The following is a 13,853-nucleotide window of genomic DNA, read 5'->3' as shown; positions in this document are numbered from 1 at the left end:
CCCTCAAAATCGGCGGCGATAGTGTCGCTTCATAAGATTTGACTATGCTAGAACGTTTAAAATTTTAAAAACTAATGCTTTTTAGAACAGAACCTTAAAATATCTAATTTTACGTGCGGTGCGAAGTTCGCTAGTCAAATTTGATTTCGCAAAAAGTTTCACTCGTCTTTTGATGAAACTGGTAAATTTTATGGCAACTAAACAAAGGAGGAACAATGAAAATAGCGCTTTTACAACAAAAATTCCACGGCTCAAAAGAGGCGACCGCCAAAAAGACCGTGGAGTTCGTGCGCGAGGCGGCGCAGGGCGGAGCGCAGCTAGTGGTTTGTCAGGAGCTACATCAGACGCAGTATTTTTGCCAGAGCGAGGAGATGGGCTTTTTTGACCTTGCGGGCGAGTGGGAGGCGGACGTTAGATTTTGGGCGGATGTGGCGCGCGCAAACGGCGTCGTGCTCGTTACTTCGCTCTTTGAAAAGCGCACCGATGGGCTTTATCACAACACGGCTTTTGTCTTTGAAAAAGACGGTAGCATAGCCGGCAAATACCGCAAAATGCACATCCCGGACGACCCAGGCTTTTACGAGAAATTTTACTTTACGCCGGGTGATCTTGGCTTTGAGCCTATCGACACGAGCGCGGGGCGGCTTGGGGTGCTTGTTTGCTGGGATCAGTGGTATCCCGAGGCGGCGCGTCTTATGGCTCTGCGCGGGGCGAAAATCCTAATCTATCCGACCGCGATAGGCTGGTTTGAAGCCGACAGCGAGGAGGAGAAAGCTCGCCAGCTCGAAGCCTGGGTTGCTGTGCAGCGCGGGCACGCAGTCGCAAACGGACTGCCGGTCGTCGCGGTCAATCGCGTGGGCTTTGAAAAAGATGACAGTGGCGTGATGGCGGGTATCAAATTTTGGGGCAACAGTTTTGTCTTTGGTGCGCAGGGCGAGCAGCTTTGGCGTGCAGACAGCCAGAGCGAGCTTTGCAAGATCGTGGAAGTGGATATGAAACGCAGCGAAGAAGTGCGCAGGATTTGGCCTTTTTTACGCGACCGCCGCATCGACGCGTATGCAAATTTGACCAAGAGGTTTATCGACTGAAATTTGGCGGTTTAGAATTTAAACCGCCTTAAAATTTAATCTCGCTTTTTTAAAATTTGATCAATCGAGGTAGCTATGCAAGATAGATATCATGGCCTTTATTTTTTGCTACTCTATTTGACCCATAAAATTTTTATTGTCAGTCTTTAGCCAAAATCCACCAGCTTTTTAGTATAATTTTTGAAAAGCTATAAAATTTAATATTAATTGAAACTTAGGACTTCTTTTCCTGTGGCAAATGTGTAAAATTATCAAATTTTAAGACTCAAAAATATAAATTTAAACTGAAAAATAAAAATTTTATATTTTTTATGATAGGATAAAAACTCAAAATTTTACAAAAGGAGCGTCTTCAATGAAAAAGACTTCTGTGGTATTGGCAGGTTTGCTTTTGGCTTCAACGCTTGGCGCGAAAGAGTTTGTAAGTATCGGCACCGGCGGAATGACCGGCACGTATTATCCAATAGGCGGCGCGATATGCCGTTTGGTAAATAAAGATCCAAATATCAAATGCTCCGTCCAATCAACAGGCGGCTCCGTTTATAACGTGAATAACGTGCTCAAAAAAGAGCTCACATTTGGTTTCGTGCAAAGTGACGTCGTGTATGACAAATATAACGGCAAAGGAAAATTTGAAAATATGGGCGATAATAAACTTCGCTCGGTAGTTTCGATATATCCGGAGCTTTTGGCGTTTGTGGTCTCGAAAGAGAGCGGCATAAAAGATGTCGGCGATCTTGTCGGTAAAAAGTATAATGTCGGCAATCCCGGCAGCGGCAACGAGGTAACTACGCTCGCGGTATTTGCAGCCAAGGGCTTTGACGTGGCAAAGCTTGGCTACCGTGGCGTTTTGACTGTCCAAGAGTGCCCACATGCGCTAAAGGATAAAAAAATAGACGGATATAGCTTCATGGTCGGACACCCGACTGCAAATATCACCGATGCGGCAAATTCGCTTCCGATAGATATTTTAAATATCGAGGGCGCCGATATCGACAAGATGATGGCCGAGTATCCGTATTTTGCTAAAGGCGTGATACCAAAAGGCTCTTATGAAGGCGTAGATCATGATGTAAACAGTGTCGGTGTGAAGGCCGTTTTGGTGGCCGATCAAAGTGTGAGCGATACGGCTGTAAAGGCGGTCGTAAAGTCGATACTCGATAACTTCGAGGAATATAAAACCCTTCATCCTGCGCTAAAAGCAGTGACGAAAGAGAGCCTGGTAGAAGGGCTATCCGCTCCGCTTCACCCGGCTGCAGAGGCCGTGTTTAAAGAGGCCGGCATACTAAAATAAAATTTGGCAGGAGAGATCCTGCCTGAAATTTTAAAATTTACAAATATCAATTAGGCGAAATTTGGTATCTTTAAATTTTAGTTAAGGGGAAAGATGAACAATATCAACGAAAACGAAGAGCAGTTTGTAGAGGTCAAAACCAGGGAGATAAACAACAATTTTTATAATTATTTCATTGCGATATTATGTTTTTCATGGTCGGTGTTTCAGCTTTATATCGCGTATTTTCCCATGAATACGAACATCTCTCGCTCTATCCACCTTGCATTTGCGATCGCACTCGTATTTTTGCTTTACCCTGTGAAATTTCATAAAAAAGCGCATTTTTCTATGCCGTTTTACGATATAGCTCTTTGCGTTTTAGGAACTGCCGTAGTGCTCTATCCGGCGATCGATTTTTACGGGCTTGCTTCAAGGCCGGGAGATTATTTGCAAAGAGACGTCATAGTGGCTTTTGTGGCCATCATCATCCTCATAGAAGCCGGCAGACGCGTCATCGGGCCTGCGCTTGGCATCATCTGTATTTTGTTTTTGATATATGATTATTTTGGCCCTTATATGCCAGATATCATCGCTCATCAAGGGGCTAGTCTGGAAAAGCTTGCGGGGCATATGTTTCTTACGACCGAGGGCATATTTGGCGTTCCTATCGGTGTTAGCGTCAGCTTCATCTATTTATTCGTTTTATTTGGTTCGCTACTTGAAAGAGCCGGAGCGGGGCAATATTTCATAAATTTAGCCTTCTCTTTGCTCGGTAAATTTAGAGGCGGTCCGGCGAAAGCATCAGTCATCGCTAGCGGACTGACGGGCATGGTCTCGGGAAGCTCGACTGCAAATGTCGTGACTGTCGGTACATTTACGATACCGCTAATGAAAAAAGCGGGACTTTCTCGTGTGAAAGCCGGAGCTATTGAGGTCGCAGCGGGCGTAAACGGACAGCTCATGCCGCCTATCATGGGCGCAGCCGCATTCATCATAGCGGAATTTTTGGGCATGAGCTACACTAATGTCATGATGTCGGCCGTCATCCCGGCATTTGCATGTTATATCTCGCTATTTTTCATCGTGCATTTAGAAAGCTGTAAGATAGGCCTAAAAGGCATCGATCAAAGCGAATATCACTCAAGGTTTAAAATTTTCCTCAGCGGGCTTCATTATCTCACGCCGATCCTCATCTTGCTTTATACGCTTTTGATCCTAAAAGAGTCCGCTATCTCGGCGGCGTTCAACGCGATCGGATTTTTATTTTTGATCATGATATTTCAAGAGCCGGTCAAAAAGCTAGCCGCAGGCGAGAAGGTCGGACTAAACGATACTTTGCTCGGTTTTAGCGATATATTTTGGGCGATGGTGACTGCTGCAAAAAGCATGACTACGATCGCGGTAGCTACCGGTTTGGCCGGTATTATCGTCGGCTCTATATCATTGACCGGGCTTGGTCAAGTGCTCTCAGATATTGTGGAGCAGCTTGCCGGAAACAACATCATTCTTATCTTGATCCTGACTGCCGTGATGTCGCTCATACTTGGCATGGGCTTGCCGACTACGGCAAACTATATCGTAGTATCAAGCCTCGTTGCACCGGTCATTTTATTTTTAGCGCATAAAAACGGCTTTTTGATACCTGCCATCGCGGTGCATCTTTTCGTATTTTATTTTGGAATTTTAGCTGACGATACGCCGCCTGTCGGTATCGCCGCCTATGCAGCCGCAGGTATTGCAAAGGCAAACCCTGTCACCGTAGGCATGCAAGGCTTTTTTTACGACCTAAGGACCGCGATATTGCCGTTTGCCTTTTTCTTCAATAATAAACTGATGCTGATAGAAAGTATCGATGCAAAAGATCCTCTAGACGCAAAAGGTATCGTTTGGATGAGTAATCCCGTTGAGATCGTGCTCGTATTTGGCATGGCTATCATCGGGATGTTTGCATTTTCGAGCGTGCTTCAGGGCTACTTCGTGACGAAGGTTCGCATTTGGGAGCGCATTTTACTTTTGCTTGTCGTTCCTTTGACGCTAGTGCCAAATATCTGCGCCAGATACTCCGTCATACCAAACGAATATGTAGGCTATATGATAGGCACAGCGATATACTTTTTTGTATTCATGACTCAATGGGGCAAAAATCAAAAGGATAAAGCCGCTTCAAAGGCAGCCGCGTAGAAAGGTAGAATTTGCCGCCAATTAAAGCGGCAAATTTAGGATCACAGCCTTTTTGAGCGTCTTAGATCGCCTGCGAACTGGCAACCCATCTTGTCGCCTAGGCTGCAAGATTTATCAAAAAATTCTTTTGCTTTTTTAAAGCCTTCCGGAGTTTGCTTTTCAAGATAATAAGACCCCGCTACCGAGCAAGAATATCCTTCTTTCAGCTCGCAAGCCTTCTCGAAAAGCTCTTGCGCTTTTTGTGCATCGGCGCTTACGCTCTCGCCTTTTTTATACATTCCGCCCAGACTTGAACAGCCATCTTTGGAATTTGCATCGCACGCTTTGGTAAATAGCTCGAAAGCCTTTTGCTTATCGGCTTTGACGCCTCTTGAAAAATAATACATCGAGCCAAGCTTGGTGCATGCGTCGCCGTTATTGGCTTCGCAAGCGATGCTGAATTTATCAAATGCCGTTTTGAAGTCAGCCTTGGCATAAGCCTCGAGTCCGTCCTCAAAATCGCCGCCAAAAGCGCATAGCGCGACAACAAATAGTAACAACGTTTTTTTCATTAAAATTCCTTAATTAAAATTTAAAATACGTGATTTTAGCATATTTAAGATTATATTTTACTTGACAAAGCGCAAGAGTATCTATTTGCCGTTTAGTGCGAGCTCTCTTACCTTGCGATCGGGCATGATGTCCGCTATAAATTCATAAAAGCTCTTTTGATGATGTGGGAAAATGAGATGCGTCATCTCGTGCAACACGACGTATTCGACTAGTTCGGGAGCTTTTTCGATGAGGTTTAGGCTGAGGTTTATGTAGCCTTTTTTGTGGTTGCAGCTGCCCCAGCGAGTCTGCATTTTGCGGATCGTGAGGCGATTTATCTTACGGTTGATGACAGGTGTGAATTTATAGATAAATTCGGTAAAAATTTGCTTTGCTACGGCTTTTTTGTAAATTTCAAGCGCTTTGAAATTTGGCGCGTGGATCTCGCCGTCAAATTTGGCCAAATTTATATCCTTTAAATTCGCGTCTATTTTAATGCGATAAATTTTGCCAAGCAGTCTAAATTCGTCCTCTTTTGGTAAATTCGCTAAAATTTTTGCGTGCGTCATGGCGAGCCAGCCTGCGTGCTTGACCAAAAACTCAAAGCCCGATTTTTGCGTGGCATAAAATGGCATCGAGAGCGAGATCTCGCCACTTTTAGCGACTTTGAGCCGAAAGTTTTTCACTCCCTTTTTAAAATTTAGCGCCACCGCCAGTCCGTTAAAATTTACCTGTACCTTTTTGCTGGCGGGTTTTGGCGGCTTTGGTTTTTGTATGAATTTAAAACCGAACAATCACACAAGCCTTTTTGACTGCCATTTTCGGCTTCGCCACCGCCAGGTATTGACGAGCCCTCGTAGCCACTCGTCCGCGACAAATCCGACCCAAACGCCCACAATGCCGTATCCTAGGTGTATGCCTAAAAAATATCCAAGCGGCAAGCTAAGCCCCCACATGAAGATAAAGCCCGTCATCAGCGGGAATTTCGCGTCTCCACTCGCGCGCAGGGCATTTACGATGACGACATTAAAGGTGCGGCCGGTTTCTAGCACGATGGAGAGCGTGAAAAGCGGGAGTATGACCTTTTGAAGCTCGGGGGTCAAATTTAGCCGCTGCATGATCTCAAATTTCGCAAAATATGCTACCAGCACGACCACGAGAGTGGTGATGAGGCCGAGCCTTAGCGCATGAAACGTACGCGTGTATGCCTCGTCAAATTTCATCGCACCCACGAGGTGTCCGACGATGACTTCGTTGGCGACACTTATGCTCGCTCCGCAAAGTAAGATGAGAAGCGTGATCTGAAAGTAAATGGTTTGCACGTTCAGGCTCGCCTCGCCCATGCTCGCGATGAAGCTAAAAGCGACTAGATATTGCGTCGTCCAGAGTAAATTTTCACCAGCACTCGGTAGCCCGACCGATAAAATTTTCTTTAAGATGTTAAACGGCAAGCTAAACAACATCTTGATATAAATTCTAACTTTCGCCACACGCACGAGTATCCAAAGCAGGACAAAAACCCCGATGAGGCGTCCGATGAGCGTGGAGAGCCCGACGCCGTAAAGCCCGTAGTTAGCCAGTCCAAACCAGCCAAATAGCGCGACTGCGTTGCCAAAAAGCGTGATGACGTTCATTAAAAGCGATACGAGCATGACGGCGGTCGCTAGGTTATACACGCGAAGGACGGCGGCTAGTACCATGCCGATGCCGTCAAATGCGAGCGCGATGCCAAGTATATGCAAATAGCTAAAGCTGTCTCCTCTAAGCTGCTGCGGCACTTGCAAAAGCTCCAAAATTTCATATCCGAAAAAGTAAATGACGCTGGCCGAGATGATGCCGATGATAGTGTTAAATGTCAGGCTCGCGTGTATGACGCACTTTGCTAGGTTGTTGTTTCGCGCACCCAGAGCCTGCGCTACCACTACGGAGCAGCCCACGCTAAGGAAGTTAAATATCGTGATAAAAAGATCCATCACTTCGTTGCCAGCACCCATCGCTCCGACTAGATGTATGCTCACTTTTGCAACCATGTAAGTGTTCATGATGAGCGTGATGAAGTGCAAAAATAGATCGATGAATATCGGCACGGTGAGTTTTTTAAGAGATAAGTTCATAAATCGCCTTTAAAAAGCGTATTTTAGCAAAAAATATGCAAATTTAGCCAGCTCGGGCGATCCACACCGTAATTTTCAAGCTAGATAAATTTTGTTTTTGTTAAAATCATAATTTTATTTTAAGGAAAATCTATGGCACTCATCGATCTCATAGAAGTCAGCAAAAAATTCGGTGCAAATGAAATTTTAAACGAGGTAAATTTTAGCGTAAATGAGCGCGAGCGTATCGCGATCGTGGGTAAAAACGGCGGTGGCAAAAGCACTCTGATGAAAATTTTATGCAGGGCTTACGAGCCTGATAGCGGGCGGGTCATAACGCAAAATAATATCAGCGTCGCGATGCTCGCTCAAACGCCAAAATTTGACGAAAATTTAAGCGTCAAAGAGGCGATGAACCGCGAGCTAAAAGAAATTTTTGACGCAAGAGAGCAATACGCCGCCGTCCTTGAAAAACTAGCCGCCCAGCCCGAAAACAAGGAGCTTCACGCGCATTCAGATGAGCTGGTAAAATTTATCGAAGCAAAAGAGGGCTGGGACATCGAGCGAAAGATCGAGCGGGTGCTGGAAAAATTTAAGCTAAAAGAGTATGAAAACAGGGCGGTTTGCTCGCTTAGCGGGGGCGAGATCCGCCGCGTGGCGCTTGGCGCGCTCATCTTAAAGCACCCTGACGTGCTGCTGCTTGACGAGCCGACGAATCACCTTGACGTTTATATGGTGAAATTTCTTGAAGAGATGCTTAAAAGCTCGCGCCAGACGATAGTTTTCATCAGTCACGATCGCTATTTCATCGACGTTTTAGCCACGCGCACGGTCGAGATAGAGGAGGCGCAAATGCGCAGCTTTGAGGGCGGATACGCGAACTATCTGGCTAGGAAGCAAGAGCTTTTAGAAAGCCTTGCCAAGTCGCACGAGACGCTGCTAAAACAGCTAAAAAGCGAGGAGGAGTGGCTACGCCGAGGCGTGAAAGCTCGTCTAAAACGCAACGAAGGGCGCAAGGAGCGAGTGCTAGCCATGCGCGAGGAGGCCAAGAAAAATCCGGGCGCGATCCGCCGTGTGAGGCTGGAGCTTGAACGCGCAAGTAAAAATTTCAACCAGACGCAAAGCACGAATCGTAAAAAAATGCTCTTTGAGATCAAAAATTTAAGTAAAAATATCGGTGGCAAGCTGCTTTTTGAAAAATTTGACGCGCGCGTGCTACAAGGCGAGCGCATCGCTATCGTCGGACGAAACGGCAGCGGCAAGAGCACGCTACTTAAAATTTTGCTTGGATTTGAGAGCGCGAGCGGTGGCGAGATAAAGCGTGGAGACGTGCGCGTGGGGTATTTTGACCAGTCGCGAAGTGCGCTAAATGACGAAAAGAGCCTCATTGAGACCTTTTGCCCAAACGGCGGCGATCACGTGATGGTGCGCGGGCGAAATATGCACGTTTTTGGCTATCTTAAAAATTTCCTTTTTCCAAAAGAATTTCTTGATAAGCCTATCGGCGTGCTAAGTGGCGGCGAGAAAAACCGCGTCGCGCTCGCGCTACTTTTTACCAAAGAATACGACATGCTCGTGCTTGACGAGCCCACAAACGATCTTGACATCGCGACCATCAACATTTTAGAGGACTACTTGCAAAGCTTCACTGGGGCGATCTTGCTCGTGAGTCACGACCGCTACTTCGTCGATAAGATCGCGCACAAGCTTTGGGCTTTTGAAGGCACGAATATTGACGTCTTGCACCAAGGATACAGCGTTTATTTGGAGCTAGAAGACGAGCTAAGCGAGCTAGCTAAATTTGAAAGCGAGCTAAATTTAAGCGAGGGCGGCACGAAGCAAAAGAGCAAAACCGCCGCAAAACTAAGCTACAAACAAACGCAAATTTTAGAATTTCATCCAGAAAAAATCGCAAATTTAGAAGGCAAAATAGCCGAGCTTAACGCGGCTTTAAGCGATCCTAAAATTTATCAAAAAATGGGGCTCACTGCACTTTATAATGACCTTGAAACGGCAAAAAAAGAGCTTGAAAATTTAGAAAACGAATACTTTGAAGTACTTGAAATCGCCGAAGGATTTGGAGCTTAGGTGGCAAAGATATTTTTTAAAACAGGCAAGGTCAAAAATCTCATCACGAAGCAAAATTTAGGTGTAAAATTTATGGCGGTCTTTTGGCTGGAGGATGTGAAGATCGTGGGGTATTTTGACGACGGGGCGGACGAGATGAGTGTGTATTTCAGCGGCGAGGACGACACTTTGCGCGTGGCGTATGTAAAAGAAGGTGCGATAAATCGCCTCGTTAGCGTCTCAAGGCTATGCGCTACTGGCAGTGGCTCGCTCGTGGATAGGCCGATGGCGGCGATGGAGCGCAGGCTTGGGACTGAAAATATGCTTAAATTTTGCCTGATTATTGGCCTTTTACTAGCCGTTTCGTCCGCCTTGACGATCGTTATGTTCGCTCGCTATAGCTCGATATCTTTGCTGCCGCTATATTTTAGTGTGAAATTTTTTAGCGAAGCGTGGAGTATAAAGAGCTTTATGAAAGAGGCCTGCCGAAACGAAGCGAGATCAGACGGCTAGAGCGGATAAAATTTGATATAAAAGGAGCCAAAATGAGGGGAATTTTGATATTTTTGTTTTGTGCATTCGTCTTAAACGCAAGCGATCACGATGAGACGCAAAAATTTATGCAAGCGGTCGAGGCTTTCAACAAAGGCGAGTGTGAGAGCGCCGAGCGGATATATAAGGAGCTAGCGGACGCAGGCTATCCTGATGCGCTTTTTAACTACGGCTGGATGAAAGAAAAGGGGCAGTGCGCCAGACAGGACGTCAAAGGCGCACTCGAGCTTTATGAGCGTGCAGTCAAATCGCAAAAGCCAAAGGTAAGAGGGCTTGCTAGCTACCGCTTGGGACTGCTTTATATGACCGGGCGCGGCACGGCGCAGGATGTGGGTAGAGCAAAGCAGCTTTGGCAGCTCTCTGATAGCCTCGAATACCCACAGGCGGCGCTTTCGCTGGGACTTTATTACCTGCAGGGCATAAACGAGCCAAAGAACGAGAAAGAGGCGCGCAGGTATTTTACTAGGGCATGTGATGCTGGGTTGCAGCCTGCCTGCGAGCTGATAAAAAATTTGACCACTCCTTGATAGCCTAAATTTTAAAATTTGCGCTTTACTTGCTGCCCTAGTGGCTTTTGGGACCACATACGATAACAGCCATATGCCCTTTGGCTGAAAATTAGCTAAACGAAAGATCGCGTAGGAATTTCATATACTCTTTCGTGCTGTTTTCCACGAGCTCGTCGCTTGGATCTATCGAAAAGCCAAACGCGAAAAAGCTAGGAAGCAGCTTCGCACCGACGAAATTTACTGCTGATTTAAACGGCGTGACGACCTCCTCGATGCTAAATCCGATATGACCGTCTTTGGAATACTCATGCTCATCGTCGCCTACCGAGACGGCGAGGGTGAATTTCTTGCCGTTTAGCGCCTTGCCTTTGCTGCCATAGGCCCAGCCGTAGGCGAACACGTCGTCGAAATATTTTTTCAAAAGCGGCGGGTAGCTATACCAGTAAAGCGGGAACTCAAACACGACGCACTCGAATTTTTCGAGTAGTTCTTGCTCCTCTTTCACGTCGATCTGCCAGTTTGGATACTCTTTGTAAATTTCATGAATGACGAAATTCCCGTCCTTTTTAGCGGCGTTTAGCCAGTTTTTATTGACCCTTGAATGCGCGATGTCGGGGTGCGCTGCGATGATAAGTGTTTTCATTTCGTCTCCTTTGTTAAATTTCGCAGATTATAGCTCCTAAATTTAAATTTAGGCTTTTTGCAACAAGTAGATATAAAATTGGCTCTGTTAAAATATTTCATTGACTTTCATATTTCAAAGCGAAGTCAAATCTTGTGAAGCGACGCTATCACCGCCGATTTTCAGAGAAGCCACAGGCTGAACGCGAAAATCGTGCTATATGTTCGGTGTTTTGCGGAGCGAGCAAGGTTTGCGAAGCAAGCATCAATGATTTATTATAATAGAGCCATAAAATTTGCTTCTTTATTAAATTCGACACAGTGGCGTGCGGGCTGTCTGTAAATCTCCATAAATTTCAAAATTTTCTTCAAATTTATCAAATTCGTTGCTAAATTTAAACCCACATTAGGTAAAATCCTCTCTTAAATTCGCAGATAAAGGCAAAAATTTGAAAAAAAGACAAAGTTGGAGTTCGAGGCTCACGTATATTTTGGCGGTCGCCGGTGCGACGGTGGGATTTGGCGCGACTTGGCGGTTTCCATATCTGGTCGGTCAAAACGGCGGCGGGGCGTATGTGCTCGTTTTTTGCGTGGCGATGATCGTGATTGGCATACCGATGATCCTCGTGGAAAACGCCATCGGTAGGCGCCTGAAAGTCAATGTCGTCGATGCCTTTAGTGGCGAAGTGGGCGGCAAAAAGATACATAAATTTTGGCAAAGTGTGGGCTATATGAGCCTTCTTGGCGCGTTTGGCATCATGGCTTATTACATGGTCATCGGCGGCTGGGTGCTAAACTACATCGCGCAGATATTGTTCGGGATGTTTGACCTCTCAAATATCGTGAGCTTTAACGTAACGAGCGAATTTTACGAACAAAATATCGTTAATAACCCGCTTGCTATCAGCTTTGCGACCCTTGTTTTCGTGCTTGTCAACTACATAATCCTTGTGCAAGGCGCGGTAAACGGCATCGAAAAAGCCGCAAAATACCTCATGCCGCTTTTGTTTTTGCTGATGCTGATGATGGTGGCGAAAAACCTCTCGCTTGAAGGCGCGGCACAGGGCGTGAAATTTTACTTGACGCCTGATTTTTCAAAGATAAATATGAAGCTTTTCATCGACGTTTTGGGGCAGGTCTTTTTCGCGCTTTCGCTTGGTTTTGGCGTGATGATCACGCTCTCAAGCTTTGTCAAAAAGGATGAGGCGCTGGTTAAAATTTCAGTTATAACGGGCGTTTTGAATACGGCTATCGCGGTGCTGGCGGGATTTATGATATTTCCGTCGCTATTTAGCTTTGGCGTTTCGCCTGACAGCGGTCCAAGCCTCGTTTTTAAGAGCTTGCCGATAGTCTTCTCGCATATGTGGGCGGGTGAATTTTTTGCCGTGGCGTTTTTCACGCTTTTGATGATAGCCGCGCTAACTACGTCGCTGCCGATATACGAGGTGCTTATCACGACACTTCAGGAGAAATTTAAATTTACGCGCAAAAAGGCGATATTTGCCGTGCTTGGAGGAATATTCGTGCTTGGCAACCTACCGTCCTTGATGGCGACAAATCTACTAAGCGACGTCACGATCTTTGGCAAAAATATATTTGACGCATATGACGCTATCAGCGCGACGATATTTTTCGTGCTGACTTCGCTGGGATGTGCGATATTTGTGGGCTGGGTGCTAAAAGACGAGGCCAAACGCGAAATTTTACAAGGTAGCGAGCGCCATATAAAGGTGATAAATTTTTGGTTTTGGTACGTAAAATACGTCATTCCGTTTATCATTTTAGTCATTTTCATAAGCAGTTTTTATGATAATTTTTTAAAGTAGGCATCGATGAGAAAGTTTGTAAATTTCGCAAATGGCGATGAGATAAATTTCAAAGTAAGCGGGAATTTGCTCGTATCGCAAAGCACGAAAAACGGCAAAATGAGAGAAAATAAAAAGGAATTTGTAAGTCCCGAAGAGGCGCAAAAAGCCCGCATCAAAAAGGAGTGGGAGACGCTCAAAAAGGGCTACGTTTTGCGTGATGAAAACGCAAATTTCGCTCAGGTGTGCTTGCATGTTTATATAGGCGGCGGCTACTCGGGTGCGTTGGCGTTTGAGAGCGTCGGTGAGAGCATGTTCGTCTATAAATGCGGCGATCAAAAAGATGATGATGAAAAGGACTTTTTGCTCGCACTTGATAAAGACGGACGCATAAAAGAGCAAATCGTTTTGCCAGAAATTCTTGCGTGGGAAGCGGCGCGAGCGGGCGAAAATTTGATCCTAGACCTCGATCACGTTATCTATAAATTTGACCCGCGAACGGGCGAATTTACAAATCTTTCAAACGAGCTAAATTTGTGTGACTCGGACAACTTTTACAGCTTCGTTTGCAAGGGCAAGAGCAAGGTGGCGTTTGGAGCGAGCGGTAAAATTTTCGTGACGGACGGGGAGCGGATCTTAAATTTTGGCGAGTTTAAAACTACCCCGATCAAAGGCAAAGCCCCGCTTTGTGCGGCGTTTGATGACGATCGGCTCGCACTTCACACGGCGGAGGGAGAGATCAAAATTTTAGGTGCAAACGGCGAAATTTTAAACGTTATTGAAGGCAAATTTGACGTTTTGGATCAAATTTGCTTTTTAAACGACAAGACGCTCGTCGCCAGAGAATATTACCGCGGCAAAGTGCATTGCTTCGAGCTTTCAAACGGTCGCGAGCTTAAATTTGGCTGGCAAAAAGAGTGCGGCGAAGCGAGAAAAATTTGCGTAAATGACGAGCGAACGAAGCTTGTGATGATCGACTATAACATGGCGTATCTCGTCGATCTAGCTAGCCAAAACGTGTGCGAATTTGAGATCGAACACATCGTAAAAAGCTGCGAGGCAAAATTTATAGATAAAAATTTAGCCGTACGCACGGACTACGGATGTTTTAGCTTATATAACATTTAAGG

The 13,853-nt window shown here is 45.7% G+C and carries 12 protein-coding genes; 8 read left to right on the top strand and 4 right to left on the bottom strand.

Annotated elements, in window-relative coordinates; all coding sequences use genetic code 11:
- Positions 1-215: 215 nt before the first annotated feature.
- The 3 genes from HMPREF1139_RS09890 (at position 216) to HMPREF1139_RS09880 (ending at position 4,545) form a co-directional block, all read left to right on the top strand.
- Positions 216-1,088 (top strand): carbon-nitrogen hydrolase, encoded by an 873-nt coding sequence (locus HMPREF1139_RS09890; protein ID WP_009651161.1) that lies wholly within the window; start codon positions 216-218, stop codon positions 1,086-1,088.
- A 355-nt stretch (positions 1,089-1,443) separates the two neighbouring features.
- Entirely contained in the window at positions 1,444-2,382 is a 939-nt protein-coding gene (locus HMPREF1139_RS09885) for a TAXI family TRAP transporter solute-binding subunit (protein WP_009651465.1), read from the top strand.
- 93 nt (positions 2,383-2,475) lie between these two features.
- On the top strand, positions 2,476-4,545 hold the full coding sequence (locus HMPREF1139_RS09880) for a TRAP transporter permease (protein ID WP_009651155.1): 2,070 nt from the start codon (positions 2,476-2,478) through the stop codon (positions 4,543-4,545).
- 41 nt (positions 4,546-4,586) lie between these two features.
- Here HMPREF1139_RS09880 and HMPREF1139_RS09875 read toward each other — a convergent pair whose 3' ends face one another.
- The 3 genes from HMPREF1139_RS09875 to HMPREF1139_RS09865 all read right to left on the bottom strand — a co-directional run bounded on the left by HMPREF1139_RS09875 (position 4,587) and on the right by HMPREF1139_RS09865 (position 7,190).
- Entirely contained in the window at positions 4,587-5,096 is a 510-nt protein-coding gene (locus tag HMPREF1139_RS09875) for a tetratricopeptide repeat protein (RefSeq protein ID WP_009651257.1), read from the bottom strand.
- Positions 5,097-5,177: 81 nt separating this feature from the next.
- The gene (locus HMPREF1139_RS09870) at positions 5,178-5,870 is read right to left on the bottom strand and encodes a M48 family metallopeptidase (RefSeq protein WP_009651464.1); all 693 of its coding nucleotides are present in this window, start codon (positions 5,868-5,870) and stop codon (positions 5,178-5,180) included.
- Entirely contained in the window at positions 5,871-7,190 is a 1,320-nt protein-coding gene (locus HMPREF1139_RS09865) for an MATE family efflux transporter (RefSeq protein ID WP_009651123.1), read from the bottom strand.
- A 132-nt stretch (positions 7,191-7,322) separates the two neighbouring features.
- On the opposite strand from HMPREF1139_RS09865, the gene abc-f reads away from it, so the two are divergent.
- The 3 genes from abc-f to HMPREF1139_RS09850 are packed head-to-tail and all read left to right on the top strand — an operon-like array spanning position 7,323 to position 10,315.
- Positions 7,323-9,257: a ribosomal protection-like ABC-F family protein gene (gene abc-f, locus HMPREF1139_RS09860; protein ID WP_009651234.1), complete on the top strand. Its 1,935-nt coding sequence runs from the start codon at positions 7,323-7,325 to the stop codon at positions 9,255-9,257.
- A complete protein-coding gene (locus HMPREF1139_RS09855) occupies positions 9,258-9,749 on the top strand; it encodes a hypothetical protein (protein WP_009651420.1) in 492 nt (163 codons plus the stop codon). It begins immediately after the preceding gene.
- 32 nt (positions 9,750-9,781) lie between these two features.
- On the top strand, positions 9,782-10,315 hold the full coding sequence (locus HMPREF1139_RS09850; protein WP_009651331.1) for a tetratricopeptide repeat protein: 534 nt from the start codon (positions 9,782-9,784) through the stop codon (positions 10,313-10,315).
- A 91-nt stretch (positions 10,316-10,406) separates the two neighbouring features.
- On the opposite strand, the gene HMPREF1139_RS09845 is transcribed toward HMPREF1139_RS09850, so the two are convergent.
- Positions 10,407-10,940, bottom strand: coding sequence for an NAD(P)H-dependent oxidoreductase (locus HMPREF1139_RS09845; RefSeq protein WP_009651425.1), 534 nt, complete (start codon positions 10,938-10,940; stop codon positions 10,407-10,409).
- 427 nt (positions 10,941-11,367) lie between these two features.
- Between HMPREF1139_RS09845 and HMPREF1139_RS09840 the strand changes: the two genes are divergently transcribed.
- Together HMPREF1139_RS09840 and HMPREF1139_RS09835 are read left to right on the top strand one after the other, a co-directional pair.
- Entirely contained in the window at positions 11,368-12,744 is a 1,377-nt protein-coding gene (locus HMPREF1139_RS09840; protein WP_034966485.1) for a sodium-dependent transporter, read from the top strand.
- 6 nt (positions 12,745-12,750) lie between these two features.
- Positions 12,751-13,851, top strand: a complete 1,101-nt coding sequence (locus HMPREF1139_RS09835; protein WP_009651182.1) for a hypothetical protein — start codon at positions 12,751-12,753, stop codon at positions 13,849-13,851.
- Positions 13,852-13,853: the final 2 nt, after the last annotated feature.

Source organism: Campylobacter sp. FOBRC14 (genome assembly GCF_000287855.1).
Taxonomy (GTDB): Bacteria; Campylobacterota; Campylobacteria; order Campylobacterales; family Campylobacteraceae; genus Campylobacter_A; species Campylobacter_A curvus.
This window is presented reverse-complemented; position numbering and strand designations above follow the sequence as displayed.

Bases quoted from the DNA above. Each gene is read 5' to 3' on its own strand.
- HMPREF1139_RS09885 (WP_009651465.1), top strand. From the start codon at position 1,444: ATGAAAAAGACTTCTGTGGTATTGGCAGGTTTGCTTTTGGCTTCAACG.
- HMPREF1139_RS09890 (WP_009651161.1), top strand. From the start codon at position 216: ATGAAAATAGCGCTTTTACAACAAAAATTCCACGGCTCAAAAGAGGCG.
- abc-f (WP_009651234.1), top strand. From the start codon at position 7,323: ATGGCACTCATCGATCTCATAGAAGTCAGCAAAAAATTCGGTGCAAAT.
- HMPREF1139_RS09845 (WP_009651425.1), bottom strand. From the start codon at position 10,940: ATGAAAACACTTATCATCGCAGCGCACCCCGACATCGCGCATTCAAGG.
- HMPREF1139_RS09835 (WP_009651182.1), top strand. From the start codon at position 12,751: ATGAGAAAGTTTGTAAATTTCGCAAATGGCGATGAGATAAATTTCAAA.
- HMPREF1139_RS09875 (WP_009651257.1), bottom strand. From the start codon at position 5,096: ATGAAAAAAACGTTGTTACTATTTGTTGTCGCGCTATGCGCTTTTGGC.
- HMPREF1139_RS09865 (WP_009651123.1), bottom strand. From the start codon at position 7,190: ATGAACTTATCTCTTAAAAAACTCACCGTGCCGATATTCATCGATCTA.
- HMPREF1139_RS09880 (WP_009651155.1), top strand. From the start codon at position 2,476: ATGAACAATATCAACGAAAACGAAGAGCAGTTTGTAGAGGTCAAAACC.
- HMPREF1139_RS09850 (WP_009651331.1), top strand. From the start codon at position 9,782: ATGAGGGGAATTTTGATATTTTTGTTTTGTGCATTCGTCTTAAACGCA.